We start from the raw sequence: 20002 nt of genomic DNA, 5'->3' as shown, positions 1-20002 counted from the left end.
CGTGCTCGACGGGATCCGCGCCGCCGCGCCGACCGAGGACGCCGACGCCCCGGCCGCTTCCGCCCCCGCGACCGCCGGCTTCACCACGCGCCAGGTCCACGCCGGGTCCGCGATCGACGGCGACCACGGCGCCCGCGTCTCGCCCGTGCACCTCAGCGCCGGCTTCGTCTTCGACAGCTTCGCCGAGGCGCGCGACCGCTTCGCCGGGGTCGACGAGGGCTACCTCTACACGCGCAACGGCAACCCGACCACCGACGAGGTCGAGAAGCGCCTCGCCGAGCTCGAGGGCGGCACGGAGGCGATCCTCCTCGCGAGCGGCCAGGCGGCGACCACCACGGCGCTGCTCGCGATCCTGCAGGCCGGCGACCGGATCCTCTCCTCGAGCAGCATCTACGAGGGCAACCGCGGCCTCTTCCGCCAGAACCTCGGCCGGCTCGGCATCGGCGTCGACTTCGTGGACGACCACCGCGACCTCGACGAGTGGGCCAGCCGGATCACCCCGGAGACGCGTGTGCTGTTCGGCGAGCCCATCCCGAACCCCAAGAACGACCTGCTCGACCTCGCGGGCATCGCCGACGTCGCGCACCGCCACGGCCTGCCGTTCGTGGTCGACGACACGCTCGCGACCCCGTACCTGCTGCGGCCGATCGAGCACGGCGCCGACGTCGTCGTGCACTCCACGAGCAAGTTCCTCGCGGGCCACGGCTCCGTGCTCGGCGGCGTGGTGGTGGACGGCGGGACCTTCGACTGGGCCGCCCGGCCCGACCTCTTCCCGCACCTCACCCAGCCGGAGCGCTCCTTCGGCGGCGCGAGCTGGGCCGACCGGTTCGGCCGCGGCGCGCTCGTCGCGTACGCCCGCGAGGTCGTGGCCTCCCGCTTCGGCCCGACGCCCGCGCCGTTCAGCTCGTTCCTGCTGCGGCAGGGGATCGAGACGCTGTCGCTGCGCGTCGAGCGACACTCGGCCAACGCGCTCGCGGTGGCGCGCTTCCTCGAGCGGCGGCCCGAGGTGTCGTCGGTCGACTACGCGGGGCTCGAGTCGAGCCCGTCGCACGACCTGGCGCTCAAGTACCTGCCCGACGGCCAGGGATCCGTGTTCTCGTTCACGCTCGCGGGCGGCGAGCCCGCGGCCGAGGCGTTCACCGACGCGGTGCGGCTGTTCAGCCGCATGACCCACCTCGGCGACGTGCGCTCGCTCGTGCTGCACCCGGCGTCCACCACGCACGCGGGCCGCACGTCCGAGGAGCGCGACGCCGCGGGGATCTGGCCGGGGCTGCTGCGCGTGTCCATCGGCATCGAGGACATCGCCGACATCCTCCTGGACCTCGAGCGCGGCCTCGACGCCGCGCGCGCGATCGGATCCTGACGGTGGCCCGCCGCCAGCACCTCGGCTGGTTCCTGTCCCGCGGCTTCGGCCCGCAGGGCTGGGGCCACCCGTACCGCGAGTGGAACCACGACTGGACCCGGCCCGACCTCTACCAGCAGTCCGCGCGCGAGCTGGAGCAGGCCGGGTTCGAGCTCATCGTGATGGAGGACGCCGTCTCCCTCGGCTCGCCCGAGACGCTCGACCTCCGCGTCCGCGGCGCGTACGGCGGCCCCAAGCACGACCCGCTGCTGCTCGCGCCGTGGCTCTTCGCCGCCACCTCCCGGATCGGGCTGGTGCCCACGGTCAACGCCGGGATCACCCCGCCGTACCTCGCGGCCCGGCAGGCGCAGACGCTGCAGCACCTGAGCGCCGGGCGGTTCGGGATCAACCTCGTCACCGACGTCGGCAGCGCCCGGCACGTGGGCCTCGCGCCGCTGTCGCACGACGGCGCGTACGACCGCGCCGACGAGTGGATGGAGGTGGTCCGCCGCCTCTGGCACAGCTGGGACGGCGGCGCGCTCGTCCAGGATCCCGCCACCGACCGCTTCGCCGACGGATCCCTGCTCGACGCGTTCCAGCACCGCGGCGCGCACTTCTCCGTCGACGGGCCGCTCAACGCCGTGCCCTCCGCGTTCGGCGACCCCGTGATCGTGTCGCCCGGTGGATCCCCGCGCGGCCTGTCCTTCGCCGGCACGCAGTCCGACGTGCAGCTCGGCCTCGCGCCGCTCGAGCCCGCGAAGCTGCTGGCGTACCGCGCGAAGGTGCTCGACGCCGCGGCCGCCCACGGCCGCGGACCGGGCGACATCCGGATCCTGTTCGTCGTGAAGCCCGAGATCGTCGCGAGCGAGGAGGAGGCCCGCCGCGTCGTCGACGCGTCGCGGCACCCGACCGACGCGCAGCTGCGGGCGATCGCGCTCGGCTGGTCGAGCGACCTGGAGACCGACCTCACGGGCCTCGACCTCGATCGCCCGGTGGACCGCGGCGTCTTCGGCGAGCACGTCTCGCACGGCACCATCGCGGGCCTCTACGGCGGCACCGAGGAGGCGCCGCTCCGCGAGCTGCTCACCCGCAAGGCGCGCAAGGGCCTCGTGTCCGCCCGCGCCGGGTTCGTCGGCACGGCCGACGCGTTCGCCGACTTCGTCGAGGAGCTGGGCGACGACGCCGACAACGACGGCCTGCTCCTCTCGGGCGACCTGCACCCGGTCACGCTGCACCGCATGCTCGACGACCTCGTGCCCGTGCTCCGCCGCCGCGGGATCCTCCGCGACGAGCTGGCGCCGGGCGGCCTGCGGGCGAACCTGTTCGGCTGAGGCGCGCCCGGGCGCCCGCGCCCCAGGCGCCCGCGCGTCAGGCCGCGCCGGTGCCCGCGATGTCGCGCAGCCGGCGGCGCACCGCGGCATGGGACGCGACGAGCGTGGCGTCGAGGCCGGCCGTGCGCGCATCCGCCCACTCGTCGAAGGCCGCGCGCACCGCGACGCCCGCGAACTCCGTCACGAGCCGGGCCTCCTGCGCGGTGATGCGGCCGCCGAACGCCGTCGTCATCCGCTCGGCCAGCTCCCACGACCGCGTCGCGTCGAGGGAGACCGCCGTCGAGCGCAGCTGCGGCTCGTCGGCCATGAGCCGGCGCACGCGCAGCTGCTGGTGGGCGATGGCGGAGAGGTCGCCGTCGAGGCTCGCGAGCACGCGCTCGTACACGGCCTCGAGCTGGGGGAGGGGCGCGGATCCGCGGTCGACGTCGGCGAGCCACGCGTCGAGCGGCGCGTCGAACACGGGGTGGAGCGTGAGGACCGACTCCTCCTTGCTGGGGAAGTAGCGGAAGCACGTCCGGTCGGAGACGCCCGCGGCCTGCGCGATGTCGTGGATGGTGGTGGCCGCCATGCCGCGCTGCTCGAAGAGCGCGAGCGCTGCCTCGCTGATCTCGGTGGTCGTCGCCATGCGCCGCCGCTCGCGGAGTCCGGTCGCGCCGGTCCCGGCCGCGTCCGCCGGGTCGCTCGCTGCGCTCATGTCGTCCTCCGCCTCTCGCGGATCCGACCTGCCGGATCCACCGTTCGTGTCATAGACTGCCACATGGTCCGAGTCTGACATCCGGATCCCCACGGCCCCGCACCGTCGCGCGCGCCCCGCCTTCCACTCCCCGGAGAACCCCCATGAGCACGCCGCCCTCCGCCGACACCCGGCGCGACGCCACCCCGCCCGCCGAGGCGACCATCCCCACCGCGAGCCGCGCCGCGTCCGACCGCGCCGCCGCCCCCGAGGACGAGCGCCTGCCCCACGGCGCCCCGCTCGTCATCGGCCTGCTGGTCGTCGCGGCGTTCGTCGTCATCCTCAACGAGACGATCATGAGCGTGGCGCTGCCGAGCCTCATGGCCGACCTCGACATCACCACCGCCACCGCGCAGTGGCTCACCACCGGCTTCATGCTGACGATGGCCGTCGTGATCCCCGCGACCGGCTTCATCCTGCAGCGCTTCTCCACGCGCCAGGTGTTCGGCGCCGCCATGACGCTGTTCTCGCTCGGCACGCTCATCGCCGCGATCGCGCCCGGCTTCGGCGTGCTGCTCATCGGCCGCATCGTGCAGGCGAGCGGCACGGCGATCATGATGCCGCTGCTGTTCACGACCGTCCTCAACCTCGTGCCCGCCGCGCGCCGCGGCCGCCTCATGGGCGTCATCTCCATCGTCATCGCGGTCGCCCCGGCGATCGGCCCGACGGTCTCCGGCCTCATCCTCAGCTCGCTGTCGTGGCGCTGGATGTTCTGGATCGTGCTGCCCATCGCGCTCGTCGCGCTCGCGCTCGGCCTCTGGAAGATCACGAACCTCACGACCCCGCGCAAGCTCCCGTTCGACATCCTCTCCGTCGTGCTCTCCACGCTCGCGTTCGGCGGCCTGATCTTCGGCCTCTCGAGCCTGGGCGAGTCCGCCGAGGGCGAGACGCCCGTGCCGCTGTGGATCCCGATCACGGTCGGCGTGCTCGCGCTCGCCGCGTTCATCACCCGCCAGATCGCGCTGCAGCGTCAGGACCGGGCCCTCATGGACCTGCGCACCTTCCGCAGCCGCCCGTTCGTGGTCGCGATCATCATGGTGAGCGTCAGCATGATGGCGCTGTTCGGCAGCCTCATCGTCCTGCCGCTCTACCTGCAGAACGTGCTGGAGCTCGGCACGCTCGAGACCGGCCTGCTGCTGCTCCCCGGCGGCGCGCTCATGGCGATCCTGTCGCCCATCGTCGGCCGCCTGTTCGACCGCGTCGGGCCGCGCCCGCTCGTGATCCCCGGCGCCATCGTCGTGAGCATCGCCCTCTGGGGCATGACCACGATGCTGCACGAGGGCACGTCGATCGGCTGGGTCATCGCGGTGCACCTGGTGCTCAACGCCGGGCTCGCGTTCATGTTCACGCCGCTGCTCACGTCGGCTCTCGGATCCCTGCCGCCGCGCCTCTACTCGCACGGCAGCGCAACGGTCTCCACGATGCAGCAGCTCGCGGGCGCCGCGGGCACCGCGCTGTTCGTCACGGTGCTCACGACCACGACGGTCGCCGGCCTCGCCGACGGGCAGTCGGAGGTCACGGCCACCGCCGCCGGCGTGCAGGCGGCCTTCATGATCGGCGGGTTCATCTCGCTCGCCGCCATCGTCGCGTCGTTCTTCGTGCGTCGCCCGGCGGAGCCGCTGCCCGAGGGCGTCGCGGCGCACTAGGCCGCGTCGCGCCGCTCCGGCCGCGATCTTCCCATGGGCGGCTAATCGTGTTAGCTTTTAGCTACACCGATTAGCTGCCCGGGAGGACACGATGAGCGACACCCTTTCCATCGGCGCGGAGACCCTCGCCTACGACCTCGTCGGCGACGGCCCGCTCGTCGTGCTCGCGCATGGCATGGGCGACAGCCGCCGCTCGTACCGCTTCCTCGTGCCCGGGCTCGTGGCCGCCGGCTACCGGGTGGCGAACGTCGACGTCCGCGGCTGCGGCGAGTCCAGCACCGGCTGGACCGGCTACAGCCGCACCGACATCGCGGGCGACCTCGTCGCGCTCGTGCGGCACCTCGGCGGCCCGGCCGTCGTCGTCGGCCAGTCGATCAGCGGCGGCGCGGCCACCATCGCGGCGGCCGACGCCCCCGACGTCATCACCGGCGTCGTCGAGCTCGCGCCGTTCACCCGCGCGCAGTCGGCGGACATCGGCGGCCTCCTCCGCGCGAAGGCCCACCGGGCGGCGACCGTCCAGCTCGCCCGCGTCCTGCTCGCCGGCAGCCTCGCCGGCTGGATGCGGTACCTCGACCTCGCCTTCCCCACGAAGCCCGCCGACTGGGCCGCCGAGAGCGCCCGCATCCGCACGAGCCTGGGCCGACCGGAGCGCATGGCGGTGCTGCGGGCGATGGCGAAGACGACCCCGGCGGACGCGGGCGCGCGGCTCGCCGACGTGCGGTGCCCGGTGCTCGTGATCGAGGGCGGCGCGGATCCCGACTGGTCCGACCCGCGGGTCGAGGGCGAGCGGATCCTCGCCGACCTCCCCGCCGGCCTCGGCGAGCTCGCGGTCATCGACGGCGCCGGGCACTACCCGCACACCGAGACGCCGGACGAGGTGCGGGCGCTGATGCTGCCGTTCCTCGGTCGCACGCTCCCCGCGACGACCCCGGGGACCCGTGCCTAGGGCCGGGCTCGACGCCGCGACGGTCACCGAGGCGGGCGCCGCGCTCGCCGACGAGATCGGCCTCGCGGGCCTCAGCATGGGCGCGGTCGCCGAGCGGCTCGGCGTCAAGACGCCGTCGCTCTACAAGCACGTCGCGTCGCTCGCCGACCTCCAGCACCGGATCGCCGTGCTCGCCACCACCGAGGCGGGCGACGCGATGCGCGACGCCACGCAGGGCCGCGCGGGCCAGGAGGCGCTGACCGGCGCCGCGCACGCGCTGCGCGACTACGTGACGTCGCATCCGGGCCGCTACGCCGCGACGGTCGGCGCGCGGTCGACGGGCGACGGGGATCCGCTCGACCCGGCGCGCGAGCGCGCCCTCGCGGCCCTCTCCGCCGTGCTGCACGGGTACCGGCTGGGCGAGGCCGACCGGATCCACGCCCTGCGCATGCTGCGGAGCGTGCTGCACGGCTTCGCGACCCTGGAGGTGGCCGACGACTTCCAGATGGCCACCGACATCGACGTGAGCTTCGGCTGGATCGTCGCGTTCCTCGACGGCGGCCTGCGGGCCGCGGCCGGCGGCGGGCACTGACGCGGCGTCGCCAGCCCGGGACGCTCGGCGCCCGCCTCAGTCCCAGCTCGCCGAGCCGGGTGCGAGCGCCGCCCGCGCACCCCCGCGCCAGCGCGCGATCGACTGCTCCACGTACTCGCCCACGAGGGCGGGCAGGTCGAGCGCCGGGTTGTGGATCCACTGGATCTCGAGGCCGTCGAGGATCGCGAGGAAGCACGCGGCCTCGTAGTCGAGGGTCGCGTCGTCCATCGGCGGCACCTGGCCGAGGGCGACAGCCTCGCCGATGCGGCGGCGGATCTGCGCGATCGTGCGCGCGTACCGGCCGCGCATGTACTCGTGGGCCGGATGCGTGGCGTCGCTGGTCTCGGTCGCGAACGTCAGGTACAGCTCGAGGAAGCCGCGGTGCTCCACGTGGTACCGCATCAGGTCGACGAAGGCGCGGATCGCGGGCAGGCCCGGGGCGGCCTCGGAGACGAACGGCTGCTGCCGGTCCCACTGCCGGAGCACCTCCGTCAGCAGCTCCTCCTTGCGGAAGTAGCGGAGCACGGCCGCGGGCGAGACGCCCACCTCGTCGGCGATCTCCTTGATGGTCGCGGCGCCGTAGCCGCGAACGCCGAACACGCGTACAGCTGCCGCGACGATCTCCGCGCGCCGCCGGACGCCCGTCGAGTAGAGGCCGCGGGACGCCGAGCCCGTGGTCGCGCCGGCGTCGGGAGACGCCTCCGGATCCCCGTCGGCACGCGGAAAGTTTGCCACCGAAGCCGCGGATGCGCGTCGCTTCGGGGCCGCGCTCCTCGACTCGGTCACGATGCCGATTCTCCCTCTTGTGCCTCCATGGACCCGGACGTACAGTGACTCAACCGTAAACGAAGCGTCAGTCTTCGTGCCACGGTGATCATTGCTAGGGACGAGGGCGTCGTGGGCGAAGAGGTGTTCGGTGTGGGCCTCGTAGGGGCCGGACCGGTCGGGCAGGCCATCCACCTGCCGACCCTGGCGCGCATGGCGGACCGCTTCCGCGTCGTCCACGTGATGGACGTCGACGCGGAGGTCGCCGAGCGCGTGGCCGCCCGCGCGGGAGCCCGGCACGCGACCGACGCGGACGCGCTCATCGCGGATCCCGACGTCGACGTCGTCGTCATCGGCAGCCCGAACCGCTTCCACGCCGAGCAGGTCATCGCCGCGTGCCGGGCCGGCAAGCGCGCGGTCCTCTGCGAGAAGCCGCTCGCCGTCTCCGCCGAGGAGGGCCGGGCCATCGCCCGCGCGTCCGTCGAGCACAGCGTGCCCGTCATCGTCGGCACGATGCACGCGTTCGACCCCGCGTGGATCGCCGCGATCGACACCTGGGACGCGTCCGGCCGCGCGCCGCACACCGTCCGCATCTCGGCCGTCATCCCGCCGAACCCCGACTCCGAGGACTCCGCGACCGAGATCGTCGGCCGCCCCGCACCCCGCGTCGCGGGCGAGCCGGACGTCGAGGCGCAGGCGCTCGCGGTCACCGGCGGCGTGCTCGGCCTCGCGATCCACGACCTCCCGCTCGCGCGCCGCCTCCTGCCCGACGCCCGCCCGCGCGTGATCAGCGCGCGCGCCCTCCGGCCGTGGGGCTACGAGGTCGTCGCGATGGTGGGCGAGAGCGTCCTCGAGGTGCACGGCATCGGCGGGGCGTCGTGGGATCCCGAGTGGACGCTCGACGCCGTGGCCCGTGACCGCACCCTCCACCTCGACTTCTCGCTCTCCTACGTGCACGCCGGATCCAGCACCGCCACGCTCACGGACGCCCGCGGCACCATGGGCTGGGGTCCGTACGCGGACAACGGCTACGTCGGCGAGTGGGAGCACGTGCACGACGTGATCACGGGCCGGGTCGCCCCGGTGGCCATGGAGGCGCAGCTCGCCGACCTCGACCTCGCGACCGACATCGCCGAGCAGAGCGCGGCGATCGTCCGCGCGGGCGGCGTCGTCCCCGCTGAGGCCGAGACCGGATCCGACGCGGCCGCCGCCCGGACGGAGGTCGCGGCATGAGCGCCCTCACCCTCCGCATCGACCCCGCGGCCTCGACGACCCACGCGCACGCGGCCGTCGCGACCCTCGCCTCCCTGCCCGAGTCCTTCCGCCGCACCGACGACGCGGGCGATGTGGTCGTGGTCGCCGGCGGCGACGGCTGGGCGGCCCGCGCGAGGGACGCCGCGGCATCCGGCGCCCGCGCCCTCCTCGTGCTCGACCCCGGACCCGCCGCCGACGCCGACCTCGCCGCGCTCGCGGACGCCCGCGTCCCCGTGGTGCTCGACGTGCCGTGGCGGCACGACGAGGCCGTCCGCCGGGTCGCCCCGCGGATCCACCGCCTCGCCGCCCCCGGCGCCCTGTTCGAGGCGCGCGCCACCGTCGAGTCGACCGACGACCTCGACGGCGCGGCCCGCGCGCTCGCGCTCACCGCGCAGACGCTCCTCGGCTCGCCGCTGACGGAGCTGTCGCCGCTCGCCCGGACGCCGGACCACCTGATGCTCACGGGCGCGACCGCCTCGGGCGTCCACGTGATCGTGAGCGCGGTCGTCACGGCCCACGCCCACGCGTGCGCCACCTTCCGGCTCGTCGTCGGCGACCGCGCCGCGCACGTCACCCTCCCCGCGCCGGGCACGGCCGCACCCGGACGCGCGAGCGTCACGGACGCCGCCGGCCGCGAGGACCTCCCCGTCGTCTTCGAGTCCGGCCACCGCACCGCGATGCGCCTGGCCCGCGACGCCGCCCACGGCCGATGCGTCCCCGACGACGTCGCCGACCTCCGCTCCCTCCTCGCCGCCGCGCCCGCGCTGGCGGCCGAGGCGCGCCCCTAGACCCAGCCCCTTCCCTTCCACCACACACAGCACCACCGGACAACGGAGTCAGAAATGCCACAGCAGTCATCCAGCGCCTTCGGCAACGGCCTCACCCGACGTTCCCTCCTGAGCGCGGGCGTCGGCGCCGCCGCCGTCGGCCTCCTCGCCGCCTGCAGCGGCGGCGGAGGCGGCGCATCGGGCGCCGCCGCGCCCCTCAAGTTCTGGAACATGCCCTGGGGCGCGCCCGCCTTCCTCACCGAGGACAAGGCGATCTCCGCGGCCTACAAGCCCGCCAGCGGCATGGGCGGCGTGAGCTACCAGCAGGTCCAGTGGGCCAACTTCACGCAGACCTTCTCGACCGCGGTCGCCGCCAACAACGGCCCGGCCGTGAGCTCGGGCGGCGGGACGACGGCGTTCCTCTTCGAGTCGCAGGGCAAGATCGCGTACGCGGACGACCTCATCGAGACGTGGAAGGGCAACGGGATCTACGACGACTTCCTCCCGGGCCTCGTCGACACCCTGAAGACGGCCAACGGCTACGCGGCCGTCCCGTACAACCTCGACATGCGCATGTACTGGTACCGCAAGGACCTCCTCGAGAAGGCCGGCGCCGACGTCCCGACCGACTGGGACTCCTACGAGGCCGCGTGCGCCGCGCTCAAGAAGATCGGCGTCTACGGCTACGGCACCCGCTCGGGCGCCGGCGCCTTCACCGGCTTCCACCAGATCGTCGCCCACATGATCAACAACGGCGGTGGCCTCTTCGACGGCGACCAGAACCCGGACGTGGTCACCGACGCCAACATCCAGGCGGTCGAGTGGGTGCTCGGCATGGTGAAGAACGGCTACGTGGACCCCCGCAGCGCCACCTACACCTCCGACAACGCGTACCAGCAGATGGACGCCGGCACCTTCGGCATGTTCTGGGACGGCGCGGGGGCCACGGCCAACGTGACGCCCGAGACCGCGGCGCAGATGGTGGTGGGCGACCCGCTCGTGGGCCCCGGCGGCGAGAAGGGCGCGCTCTACTTCCCGAACAACATCATGATGTACAAGTCGACGCCCAGCCAGGAGAACAGCGAGGCGTTCCTCACGTACTACTACCAGAACATGAAGTCGCTCTGGACGAAGCAGACCGGCATCGGCCTGCCGCCGCTGAAGTCCATCGCCGACGAGGCGTACGCGGACGACCCGAACACCACGAAGATCCTCAACGACTGGCAGCCCATCTCGAAGACCTGGGGCGCCCCCGGCTCGAACACGGTGTTCCAGAACGTGACCAAGGTCGACGGCACGCAGCCGACGATCTCGTTCGCGCAGGCGGTCCTCGGGGGCACGGTCACGGCCAAGGCCGCCCTCGAGACGCTGCAGAAGGAGCTGGAGGCCGGCGCGTGACCCGCGTCGCACCGGAGGCCCTGACGTGGACGGGGTGATCTGATGGCCGTCGACACCCGCGACACCCGCGTCGCCGACAAGATCGGGCTGGCCCGCCGCGGCGTCGGCGTGGCCGGCCCCGGTCGGCCGCCGAGCGCGCCGCGGAAGGGCCGGGGGAAGACGCCGCTCGGGCGGGCGGGGAAGACGCTGGCGCTGTTCGCGCTGCCGTCCCTCCTGCTGCTCATCCTGCTCAACGTCTACCCCGTCGTGTACTCGTTCCTGCAGTCCCTCCAGCAGGGGACGCCATCGACGCTGCCCTGGCAGACGCCGTTCGTCGGGTTCGAGAACTACGCGAACGTGCTCACCTCCGACTCGTTCCGCAACGCGACCACCTTCACGATCGTGTTCACGGTCGTGGGCGTGTTCGGGTCGTGGCTCGTGGGGCTGGCGCTCGCGCTGCTGCTGCGCACGCGGATCCCGGCCAACGGGCTCTTCAAGGTGCTGCTGCTCCTGCCGTGGATCGTCCCGGTGGTCGTCTCGTCGACCTCGTGGAACTGGCTGGTGGCGACGCCGCAGAGCCCGGTGCCGATCATCCTGGAGAGGCTCGGGTTCCCCGACGCGAACTTCCTCGGCGACCCGGTGCTGGCGCAGGTCGTGGTCTGCGTCTTCAAGGTCTGGATCAGCTTCCCGTTCATGCTGATGATGATGTCCTCGGCGCTCGCGTCGGTGGACACCAACGTCTACGAGGCGGCGAAGATGGACGGCGCGAACGCCTGGCAGGCGTTCCGCGGCGTGACCCTCCCGATCATCTCCCGCACCACGTACATCAGCTGGGTGCTGATGACGATCTTCTGCGTCAACGACTTCCCGACGATCTTCCTGCTCACGCAGGGCGGTCCCGTGAACGCGACGACGTCGCTGATCGTGCTGGCGTACCAGCAGGCGTTCCAGAACCTGCAGACCGGTCCGGCCACGGCCGTGGCGTTCATGATGACGGCCGTGCTCGTCATCGTGTCGACGCTGCTGTACCGGCAGATCAAGAAGGCGGACATCGAATGAGCCAGGCACTCGCCGTCGGCGGCGCCACCTCGGCGACCGTCGGCGACATCAAGCGCACGTCGGCGAAGGAGCGGGAGCAGAAGGGCCAGTGGTGGCGCTTCCTGTTCATCGCGATCATCACGCTCGTGGTGATCACGCCCATCCTCGCGGTGCTGTTCCTCTCCACCCAGCCCGGGCAGAACTCGACGGCGACCGGGTTCACGCTGGAGAACTTCCAGCGCGTGCTCGGCGGCACCGACGTGATGATCTGGCTCGGCAACAGCCTGCTCGTCGCGCTCGTCACCGTCGTGGTCTCGGTCGTCATCGCGGCGCCGGCCGGGTACGTGCTCAGCCGCTCGCGGTCGAAGCTCGTCTCCGGGTACTCGCTCATCCTGTTCGTGGTGCAGGCCCTGCCGGTGGTGACGGCGGCGATCCCGCTGTTCATCACGTTCTCGGCCATGGGTCTCATCAACACGCTCCAGGGCGTGGCGATCATCTACATCGGCTCGACCATGTCGGTCGCGATCTGGATGATGGCGGCGTACATCGACTCCATCCCGATCACGCTCGAGGAGGCGGCCTGGATGGACGGCGCGAGCGTGTTCAGCGGCTTCATCCACGTCGTGATGCGCAACAGCCTGCCGGGCATCCTCTCGACCGCGATCTTCTCGTTCCTGCTGGCCTGGAACGACTACCTCATCGCGCTCCTGTTCCTGCAGGACTTCACGAAGTACACCCTCCCCATCGGCCTCAACACGTTCTTCCAGCAGAACGCGGCGGACTGGGGATCGGTCATGGCGGTCGCGGTCATCATGATGCTGCCGCCCGTGCTGATCTTCGCCTTCCTGAACAAGTACTTCAGCGTCGGCGGGATCGGCGGGTCGCTCGCCGGGAGGTGACGCGGCCGGGGCGCGGGTGAGGCCGCGCCCCGCACGAGAGCCCGCCCCCGTGATCCGGATGGATCGCGGGGGCGGGCTCTCGTCGTGCGGTGAGCGTGCGGCTAGGACGCGTCGTCCCGCGCCTCGTACGCCGCCCGCTGCTCCTGCACCTCGCGGATCCGCGCGATGTCGAACTTGGGCCGGCGGTGGAAGTCGTAGATGCCGTTCTCCTCCTGGAACGTGTCGGTGAGCTGCGTGAAGCAGTAGCCGAACATGAGCGGATCCTCGAGCAGCACCTCGGTGAGGCCGCGGAAGCGCGCGTACCACTCCTCCATCGAGGCGACCCGCTCGCCGTAGCCCCACGAGACGGCGCGCGCCGGGTCGCCGGAGTCGTCCTGCGGGCGGTCGATCTGCTCCGGGTTCCACCAGATGCCGCCGTACTCCGAGAGGAAGAACGGCTGGCCGGCGTACGGCACGGAGATCGCGCGGCCGTCGAGGTCGTTGACGAACGGGCGGCCGTCGGCGAGGCCCGCCTGCTCGCGGCGGAAGGCCTCCGGGTCCTGCTCGTAGGAGTGCGAGTCGTAGACGTCGGAGGAGCGGACGCGGTGCGAGTAGCCGGACGCGTCGAGGACGGGACGGCTCGGATCCGCGGCCTTGGTGGCGAGGTACATGCCGGCGGTCACGTCGTCGAGCTGCGTGATGCGGTCGTGGATCGCCTGGTACGTCTCGTTCAGCGGGCACCAGCCGACGATCGACGGGTGCGAGCGGTCGCGCGTGACCGCCTCGATCCACTGGGTGATGAACGACGCCGTCGGCTTCTGCGCGTCCCTGTCCATGCCGCCGCCCGCGCCCCAGTCGCCGAACTCGCCCCAGACGAGGTAGCCGAGCCGGTCGGCGTGGAAGAGGAAGCGCTCCTCGAACACCTTCTGGTGCAGGCGCGCGCCGTTGAAGCCCGCGGCCATCGACAGCTCGATGTCGCGGACGAGCGCCGCGTCGTCGGGGGAGGTCATGAGGGTGTCCGGCCAGTAGCCCTGGTCGAGCACGAGCCGCTGGAAGACGCGGCGGCCGTTCAGGAGCACGTCGCGGCCGTCGATCGCGATGGAGCGGAGGCCCCCGTAGGAGGCGACCTCGTCGACCACGGCGTCGTCGGCGTCGACGAGGCGCAGCGTGATGTCGTAGAGGTACGGGTCCTCGGGCGACCAGAGCCGCACGCGATCCTCGGGGATGCGCAGCGTGACGCGCGCGCCCAGGTCGCCCGCGCCGATCCGCGACCGCGTGATCTCGCCGTCGGCGTCCGCGAGGACAGCCTCGAACGCCAGGCCGGCCGTGCGGTGCGAGAGCTCGGGCGTCACGGTGAAGGAGGAGTCCGCGCGCTGCGGCTCGATGTGCGCCGAGCGGATGTGGGCCTCGGGCACGGGCTCCAGCCACACCGTCTGCCAGATCCCGGTGGTGCGCGTGTAGAAGCAGGCCGTGTTCTCGAACCAGGTCGCCTGCTTGCCGCGGGCCTGCGGCTCGTCGCGGGTGTCGCGGGCGCGGACCACGATGGTCAGCTCCTCCTCGTCGGCCCGCATGCCGAGGTCGGCCGTGAACGACGTGAAGCCGCCGCGGTGCCGGGCGACCTCCTCGCCGCCCACCCACACGGTCGCGTCGTGGTCGACGGCGCCGAAGTGGAGGAGGACGCGGCGGCCGCTCCAGCCCGCGGGGATCCGCACGGTGCGGCGGTACCAGACCGCCGTGAGGAAGTCGACGTCGCCGATGCCCGACGCGGTGGACTCCGGCGCGAACGGCACGAGGATCTCCTCCGCGAGCTCCCGCTCGAGGAGCCCGCGCTCGAGCCCGCTGTCGCCGCGGTCGCGCTCGAAGCCCCACGGGCCGTTGAGGTTCAGCCAGTCGGGGCGCGTGGACTGCGGACGCGGGTGCTCGGGCTTGGGGATGGAAGGGGTGGGGGTGGTCGAGGTGCTGTCGGTCACGATCGGGGGGCCTCCTGGTCGGGGGTCGGGCGGTCGGTCGGGGTGCGTGGCGCGGGAGTCGTGCGGCGGGGATCAGCCCTCGTCGAGGTGCACGGGCTCGCCCGTGTGGTAGTCGACGAGCGCGCCGGGCCGCCCCAGGACGGGCTGATGGAACCGGCCCGTGAGGTACATCGGCGTGACCAGGTACGACTCGCGCGCCCGCTCCGGCCGCGCCCAGCGCACGCCGTTCGCGATCACGCGCTGCACGTCGGGGTGGTGGTAGACGGGGTAGACCTCGTCGCCGGGGCTGAAGTAGAAGACCCGCCCGTAACCGCGCTTGTACGTGATGCCGCTGCGGAACACCTCGCCGCCGGAGAAGCTGCTGATGAAGACCAGCTCGTCGGGCTCGGGGATGTCGAAGAACTCGCCGTACATCTCCTGCCCCGGGATCTGGATGGGCTGCGACACGCCCTCGGTGATGGGGTGCCGCGGCGCCACCGTCCACACGAGCTCGCTGTCGCCGTCGTTGCGCCAGCGCAGGCTGCAGGTGGTGCCCATCAGCCGGCGGAAGATCTTCGAGTGGTGCCCGGAGTGCAGCACGATGATGCCCATCCCCTCGAGCACGTGGCGCTGGATCCGGTCGACGACCTCGTCCGCCACCTCCTCGTGCGCGGTGTGGCCCCACCAGAGCAGGACGTCGGTCCGGGCGAGGAGCTCCTCTGTCATGCCGTGCTCGGGGTCGTCGAGCACGCGCGTCGTGACGTCGGCGTCGGCGCCGAGGAGGGCGCGGATCCCGTCGGCGATCGTGCTGTGCATGCCGTCCGGGTAGATGCCGGCGACGACGGGGTTGATCCTCTCGTGCCGGTGCTCGCCCCAGACGACGACGCGGATGGGGGTGGTGGTCGTGTCGGTCACGGGGTCCCTCCCGGGGTGGTGGTGGCGGCAGGGGCGGATCCCCAGGCCGGGGTGCGGATGCCGTCGGCCGCGCTCGTCCACGAGCGGAGCAGGTCGGCGACGTCGGCGCTGCGCTCGTCGGCGATCGCCTGGGCGAGCGCGTCCTCGAGCAGGTCGGCGATGACGACGCGCTCGCCGCCCCGCTCGCTGCTGCGGATCGCGCCCTCGACCATCGCGAGGCTGAGCACGTTGTGCCGCACCTCGCTCTGCGGGGTGGTGCCGGCGCGGAGGGATCCGACGAACTCCTCGAGCGACGCGGCGATGCCCTCGGGGTGCTCGGGCACCTGGAACCGGCCGTCCGGGACGTCGAGGCCGACGACGTCGTCACCGTCCCAGTGCGCGGCGCCGCGCTCGCCGTAGGCGCGCCAGTCGGCGTTCCACGACGTGGGCATGCCGGGCGTGCAGCGGCTGCCGACGTACGCGAAGCGCGCGCCGGACGCGAGCTCGAAGTCCGCGGTCGCGGCCGCGTCGCCCGTGAACCAGCTCCACGGCGGGTTCCACGAGCTGCAGCGCACGGCCACGGGCTCCTCGCCGGTCGCGTAGCGCAGCTGGTCGAAGTGGTGGATGGACATGTCGACGAGCAGCGGGTGCGCCATCTGCTCGCGGAAGCCGGGCTCGTGGTCCTCGTGCAGGAACTGCGCGTGCACCACCGCGAGCGGGCCGACCTGCGCGACCGCCTCGCGGAACGCCGTGAGGTGCGTGAAGTAGCGGCGCGACTGGCTGACCATGAGGAGGCCGCCCGTGATGTCCGCGAGCGCGACCTGGCGGAGCGCCTCCGCGACGGTGGGCGCGAGCGGCTTCTCGCACAGCACGGGGAGGCCCGCGCGGAGCGCCTGCTCGTTGACGACGCGGTGCGCCTGCGGCACGGTCACGTTCACCACGGCGCGGGCGCCGGAGCGCGCCGCGACCTCGGCGACGGAGGCCCCGACGGCGACGCCGTCGAGCCCGGCGTCGCGCACGGCGGACTCGGCGAGCGGCACGTCGAGGTCGACCACTCCGACGGGCGCGGCGTGCGGGGAGTCGGCGAGCATGCGGATCCACGCGCCGCCCATGGCGCCTGCCCCCACCACCACGACGGGCAGGCGCGCGTCGTCGGAGCCGGACGGGGAGGCCGGGTCCTCTCGGACATCGGTCATGGTGGTCATCCCTTCAGCGCTCCGCCCAGGCTGGACTTGAGGAGGTGCTTGCGAGCGACGACGTACAGCACGGCGGGCGGGAGGACGTAGACGACCGCGCTCGCGGCCAGGAGCCCCCAGTCGACCACGTTCCGTTCGCTGAAGGCTCGGAACAGGCCGATGGCGAGCGGGTAGAGCTCCTGATCCTGCAGCAGCACGAGCGGCGTGAGGAAGTCGCCCCACGAGCCCATGAACATGAGCATCGCGGCGGCGCCGAGCCCGGGCCCGATGAGGGGCAGCACGATGCGGCGCGCGCCCTGGAGCCGCGTGTTGCCGTCCGTCCACGCGGCCTCCTCGAGCTCGATGGGGACGGCGTCGACCGTCCCCTTCATCAGCCAGAGGGTGACCGGGAGGCCGCTGACGGCCTGCACGATGATCAGGCCGTGCAGCGTGTTGGCCAGGTGCAGGTTCACCATGATCAGGTACAGCGCGACGATGGTCGCGGGCGCCGGGATCACGCGGATGAGCAGGATCGCGAACATGAAGAACCGGCGCCCGGGGAAGGCGAAGCGCGAGAGCGCGTAGCCGCCGGCGATCCCGAGCGCGAGGTTGAGCGCCGTCGACGAGATGGCGATCACGAGGCTGTTCACCAGGAGCATCGGCGTGCCGGGCGCGGTGAAGAACCGGGCGAAGTTGTCGAGCGAGAAGGCGGGGAGCTGCACGGTGGCGCCGGCGTCCGCGTCGAAGGCGCTGAAGGCGACCCACGCGAACGGGACGAGGCAGAACAGCCCCAGCGCGATGATCAGCGCGTAGCCGACGCCGCGCTGGGCGACGGCGCCGGGCGTGAGCGGGCGGCGTCGCGGCCGGCCGGGCAGGGTCGCGGGGGTGCGTTCCGGGAAGGCGGTCATGTCACACCTCCACCTTCGCCAGGCGGATGTAGACCGCGCCGAGCACGAGGACGATCACGAGCAGGATGATCGACGCGGCGCTGCCGATCCCGATCTGCGAGAACTGGAGCGCGCGCTCGTAGATGTAGATGGCGGCGAGGCGCGTCTGCCCGCCGGGGCCTCCCCGGGTGAGGAAGTACACGAGCCCGAACACGCCGACGGTGCTGATGGTCGTGAGCAGGAGGTAGAGGAACACCGGCCCGCGGATCAGCGGCAGGGTGACATGGCGGAAGATCTGCGCGGCCTTCGCGCCATCCATGCGCGCCGCCTCGATCAGCTCGACCGGGACGTCCTCGAGGGCGGCCTGGAACATGATCATCGCGAAGGCCACGCCCCGCCAGATGTTGACCAGGATGATCGCGAGCATCGGCGCCGTCTGCAGCCACGCGGTCGGCTCCTCGCCGAACACCGCGGTCAGCCGGTTGAGCGTGCCCTCCGGGCTGGTCGCGAGCACGCTCGCCCAGGTGAGGGCGGCGACGACCTCGGGGACCACCATCGGCATGAGCACGGCCGCGCCGAAGAAGCCCTTGCCACGGATCCACGGCCGGCTGAGGACGATCGCGGCGACCATGCCGAGCACGGTCTGGCCGATGAGGGCCGAGAACAGCAGGAACGTGCCGGTCTGCCCGAGCGATCCGAGGAAGTCGGCGTTCGTGAGGAGGTAGACGTAGTTGTCGAGGCCGACGAACTTCGGGTCGCGGGCCGCGAAGCCCGTGAGCTGCGTGTTGGTCAGGCTGAGCCAGACGCTGTAGACCGCGGGCAGGACGATGAAGAGCGCGATGAGCAGCGCCGAGGGTCCGAGCAGGAGCGCGACGAGGGGCAGGTTCGAGCGCCGGCGCCTCCGCGCCGGTGCGGGCGGCGTGACCGCCGCCCGCACCGGGATCGCCGCGTCGATGACCGACGTCACTCCTTCACCAGGGTCGGCCCGAGCAGGTCCGTCGCGTTCTTCACGAACGCGTCGTACGCCTCCTGGCCGTCGGCCTTGCCGCTGAGGATCAGCTCCGTCGCGGAGGCGACCGCCTGGCCGATCTGGTCCGTGCCGTCGCCCGTCACCACGAACACGCTGTCGGCGAGGTCCTCGCCGGCCTGCAGCAGGTGCGGCTCCTCGGAGTAGGGCGCCACGTCGTCGAGGTCGTCGCGGGCGGAGGCGGCACCCGAGGCCGTCAGCTGCTCCGCGAGGGGCTCGCCGGTGGAGAGGTACTTGATGAACTCCATCGCGGCGTCCTTGTTCTCGGACTGCTCGGAGATCGCGTAGCCGCCGCCGGTGCTGCTCCACCCGTACGGCTGGTCGCCCGAGCGCAGGCCCGGGAACTGCCAGGTGGTCACCTTCTCGTCGAGCCCGTCGATGGGCGTCGCGCCCTCGGGGCCCCAGTCGAACTTCCAGCCCCACGTGCCCTGCGCGGCGACCTGGATCTCGCCCTCGGGGAACTTCTCGTACTTCGTGGGCTCCCAGGGGTTCGGGTTCTGCAGGTCCTCGACGGGCATGAGGCCCTTGTCGACCAGCTCGGCGTAGAGGTCGAACACCGCGAGCCAGCCGGGGCTCTGGAGGTCCCACGTGTCGGTCTCGGTGTCGTAGTAGCCGGTGTCGGTGCCGCCGAGCAGGGGCTGGAAGCCCTCGCCCCAGGTGCCTCCGCCCCACGCGGTGCCCGCGGGGATGACGATCGGGGTGCCGCCGGTCTTCTCCTTCACCTGCACGAGCCGGTCGATCAGCTCGTCCCAGGTCTCGGGCTGGGTGGTGTCGACGCCGACCTCGGTCAGCACGTCCTGGCGGATGAAGAGGTTGAGGACGCCCGCGCCGGAGGGGAGGCTGTAGACGCTCCCGTCCTGGCGGGTCATCGCCTCCTTCACGGCGGGGTAGTAGTGCGAGTAGCCGTCCCAGTCGGCGAGGTAGTCGTCGAGCGGCGCGAGGTAGCCGGCGGAGGACCACGCGATCGCCATGTTCTCGCCGATGTCCAGCACGTCCGGCGCCTGGCCGGCGATGAGCTGCTGGGTCATCTTGGTCATGAACTGCTCGTCGGTCAGCTGGTCGGCGATGAGGTCGACCTTGACGTCCTTGCCCTGCTCCTTCATCGCGGCCTCGAAGCCGGGGATGACCTTCCCGATGGCGTCGATGTTGGTCTGCTTGGTCTCCATGATGGTGATGGTCACGGGTCCGTCGTCGGCCGATCCGCCGCCGCTGGAGCAGGCGCTGAGCCCGACCGCGACGGTTCCGGTGACGAGGGCCGCGATCACGCGGGAACGCTTCATTGCGATGCCTCTCTCCGCGCCGCATCCGTCGGCCACTTTGCCACTTCGATGGGATAAAGCGCTGGGAGCGATGTTAGGACATGAGGTCATGGGCGTCAACGGGGGCGACCACCGGGATCGCCAGTCCGCTCGCCGCGGCCGC

General features: G+C 72.4%; 18 protein-coding genes. 10 read left to right on the top strand and 8 right to left on the bottom strand.

All coding sequences use genetic code 11. The features are described 5' to 3' along the window. Position 1 precedes the first annotated feature (1 nt). Positions 2–1363: an O-acetylhomoserine aminocarboxypropyltransferase/cysteine synthase family protein gene (locus tag FGI33_RS12595; protein WP_119435153.1), complete on the top strand. Its 1362-nt coding sequence runs from the start codon at positions 2–4 to the stop codon at positions 1361–1363. Between the two features lie 2 nt (positions 1364–1365). Next, positions 1366–2673 carry an LLM class flavin-dependent oxidoreductase gene (locus tag FGI33_RS12590; RefSeq protein WP_119435152.1) on the top strand — a complete coding sequence of 436 codons (1308 nt, stop codon included), beginning with the start codon at positions 1366–1368 and terminating at the stop codon, positions 2671–2673. 37 nt (positions 2674–2710) lie between these two features. On the opposite strand, the gene FGI33_RS12585 is transcribed toward FGI33_RS12590, so the two are convergent. Further along, positions 2711–3367 carry a TetR/AcrR family transcriptional regulator gene (locus FGI33_RS12585; protein ID WP_237581972.1) on the bottom strand — a complete coding sequence of 219 codons (657 nt, stop codon included), beginning with the start codon at positions 3365–3367 and terminating at the stop codon, positions 2711–2713. Between the two features lie 143 nt (positions 3368–3510). Here FGI33_RS12585 and FGI33_RS12580 point away from each other — a divergent pair, with 143 nt between their 5' ends. The 3 genes from FGI33_RS12580 (at position 3511) to FGI33_RS12570 (ending at position 6569) form a co-directional block, all read left to right on the top strand. Next, positions 3511–5052 carry a DHA2 family efflux MFS transporter permease subunit gene (locus FGI33_RS12580; protein WP_182623288.1) on the top strand — a complete coding sequence of 514 codons (1542 nt, stop codon included), beginning with the start codon at positions 3511–3513 and terminating at the stop codon, positions 5050–5052. 91 nt (positions 5053–5143) lie between these two features. Then, positions 5144–5998 carry an alpha/beta fold hydrolase gene (locus tag FGI33_RS12575; RefSeq protein WP_119434460.1) on the top strand — a complete coding sequence of 285 codons (855 nt, stop codon included), beginning with the start codon at positions 5144–5146 and terminating at the stop codon, positions 5996–5998. Next, positions 5991–6569, top strand: coding sequence for a TetR/AcrR family transcriptional regulator (locus tag FGI33_RS12570; protein ID WP_119434459.1), 579 nt, complete (start codon positions 5991–5993; stop codon positions 6567–6569). Before FGI33_RS12575 ends, FGI33_RS12570 begins: the two co-directional genes overlap by 8 nt. Before the next feature lie 36 nt (positions 6570–6605). On the opposite strand, the gene FGI33_RS12565 is transcribed toward FGI33_RS12570, so the two are convergent. Further along, a complete protein-coding gene (locus FGI33_RS12565; RefSeq protein WP_237581971.1) occupies positions 6606–7304 on the bottom strand; it encodes a TetR/AcrR family transcriptional regulator in 699 nt (232 codons plus the stop codon). A 162-nt stretch (positions 7305–7466) separates the two neighbouring features. Here FGI33_RS12565 and FGI33_RS12560 point away from each other — a divergent pair, with 162 nt between their 5' ends. Genes FGI33_RS12560 through FGI33_RS12540 form a run of 5 tightly spaced genes read left to right on the top strand, consistent with a single transcriptional unit; the run spans position 7467 to position 12669 of the window. Next, positions 7467–8567 carry a Gfo/Idh/MocA family protein gene (locus FGI33_RS12560; RefSeq protein WP_119434457.1) on the top strand — a complete coding sequence of 367 codons (1101 nt, stop codon included), beginning with the start codon at positions 7467–7469 and terminating at the stop codon, positions 8565–8567. After that, on the top strand, positions 8564–9376 hold the full coding sequence (locus tag FGI33_RS12555) for a hypothetical protein (RefSeq protein ID WP_119434456.1): 813 nt from the start codon (positions 8564–8566) through the stop codon (positions 9374–9376). The genes FGI33_RS12560 and FGI33_RS12555 overlap by 4 nt, the downstream gene beginning before the upstream one ends. A 54-nt stretch (positions 9377–9430) precedes the next feature. After that, a complete protein-coding gene (locus FGI33_RS12550) occupies positions 9431–10753 on the top strand; it encodes an ABC transporter substrate-binding protein (protein WP_119401262.1) in 1323 nt (440 codons plus the stop codon). A gap of 42 nt (positions 10754–10795) precedes the next feature. Next, positions 10796–11791 carry a carbohydrate ABC transporter permease gene (locus FGI33_RS12545; protein ID WP_237581970.1) on the top strand — a complete coding sequence of 332 codons (996 nt, stop codon included), beginning with the start codon at positions 10796–10798 and terminating at the stop codon, positions 11789–11791. Further along, positions 11788–12669, top strand: coding sequence for a carbohydrate ABC transporter permease (locus FGI33_RS12540; protein ID WP_119434238.1), 882 nt, complete (start codon positions 11788–11790; stop codon positions 12667–12669). The genes FGI33_RS12545 and FGI33_RS12540 overlap by 4 nt, the downstream gene beginning before the upstream one ends. A gap of 101 nt (positions 12670–12770) precedes the next feature. Here the strand turns inward: FGI33_RS12540 and FGI33_RS12535 are convergent, their stop codons facing one another. From FGI33_RS12535 to FGI33_RS12510, 6 genes are all read right to left on the bottom strand, one after another. Further along, positions 12771–14618, bottom strand: coding sequence for a glycoside hydrolase family 2 protein (locus tag FGI33_RS12535; protein WP_119434237.1), 1848 nt, complete (start codon positions 14616–14618; stop codon positions 12771–12773). A gap of 72 nt (positions 14619–14690) precedes the next feature. After that, positions 14691–15512: a ThuA domain-containing protein gene (locus FGI33_RS12530; RefSeq protein WP_119434236.1), complete on the bottom strand. Its 822-nt coding sequence runs from the start codon at positions 15510–15512 to the stop codon at positions 14691–14693. Continuing rightward, entirely contained in the window at positions 15509–16687 is a 1179-nt protein-coding gene (locus FGI33_RS12525; protein ID WP_119434239.1) for a Gfo/Idh/MocA family protein, read from the bottom strand. The genes FGI33_RS12530 and FGI33_RS12525 overlap by 4 nt, the downstream gene beginning before the upstream one ends. A 5-nt stretch (positions 16688–16692) precedes the next feature. Then, positions 16693–17574, bottom strand: coding sequence for a carbohydrate ABC transporter permease (locus FGI33_RS12520; protein WP_119434235.1), 882 nt, complete (start codon positions 17572–17574; stop codon positions 16693–16695). A gap of 1 nt (position 17575) precedes the next feature. Then, positions 17576–18520 (bottom strand): carbohydrate ABC transporter permease, encoded by a 945-nt coding sequence (locus tag FGI33_RS12515; RefSeq protein WP_204587721.1) that lies wholly within the window; start codon positions 18518–18520, stop codon positions 17576–17578. Then, complete coding sequence (locus FGI33_RS12510) at positions 18517–19860, bottom strand: ABC transporter substrate-binding protein (protein ID WP_119401267.1); 1344 nt, start codon at positions 19858–19860, stop codon at positions 18517–18519. Before FGI33_RS12510 ends, FGI33_RS12515 begins: the two co-directional genes overlap by 4 nt. Between the last annotated feature and the right edge of the window lie 142 nt (positions 19861–20002).

This window comes from Clavibacter phaseoli (assembly GCF_021922925.1).
Lineage (GTDB): Bacteria > Actinomycetota > Actinomycetes > Actinomycetales > Microbacteriaceae > Clavibacter > Clavibacter phaseoli.
The sequence above is the reverse complement of the archived record's forward strand: the minus strand, read 5'-3'. Positions and strand labels throughout refer to the sequence as shown.

Coding starts and splice junctions, on each gene's coding strand:
- FGI33_RS12555 (WP_119434456.1), top strand. CDS start 8,564: ATGAGCGCCCTCACCCTCCGCATCGACCCCGCGGCCTCGACGACCCAC.
- FGI33_RS12550 (WP_119401262.1), top strand. CDS start 9,431: ATGCCACAGCAGTCATCCAGCGCCTTCGGCAACGGCCTCACCCGACGT.
- FGI33_RS12575 (WP_119434460.1), top strand. CDS start 5,144: ATGAGCGACACCCTTTCCATCGGCGCGGAGACCCTCGCCTACGACCTC.
- FGI33_RS12580 (WP_182623288.1), top strand. CDS start 3,511: ATGAGCACGCCGCCCTCCGCCGACACCCGGCGCGACGCCACCCCGCCC.
- FGI33_RS12540 (WP_119434238.1), top strand. CDS start 11,788: ATGAGCCAGGCACTCGCCGTCGGCGGCGCCACCTCGGCGACCGTCGGC.
- FGI33_RS12510 (WP_119401267.1), bottom strand. CDS start 19,860: ATGAAGCGTTCCCGCGTGATCGCGGCCCTCGTCACCGGAACCGTCGCG.
- FGI33_RS12520 (WP_119434235.1), bottom strand. CDS start 17,574: ATGACCGCCTTCCCGGAACGCACCCCCGCGACCCTGCCCGGCCGGCCG.
- FGI33_RS12545 (WP_237581970.1), top strand. CDS start 10,796: ATGGCCGTCGACACCCGCGACACCCGCGTCGCCGACAAGATCGGGCTG.
- FGI33_RS12525 (WP_119434239.1), bottom strand. CDS start 16,687: ATGACCGATGTCCGAGAGGACCCGGCCTCCCCGTCCGGCTCCGACGAC.
- FGI33_RS12585 (WP_237581972.1), bottom strand. CDS start 3,367: ATGAGCGCAGCGAGCGACCCGGCGGACGCGGCCGGGACCGGCGCGACC.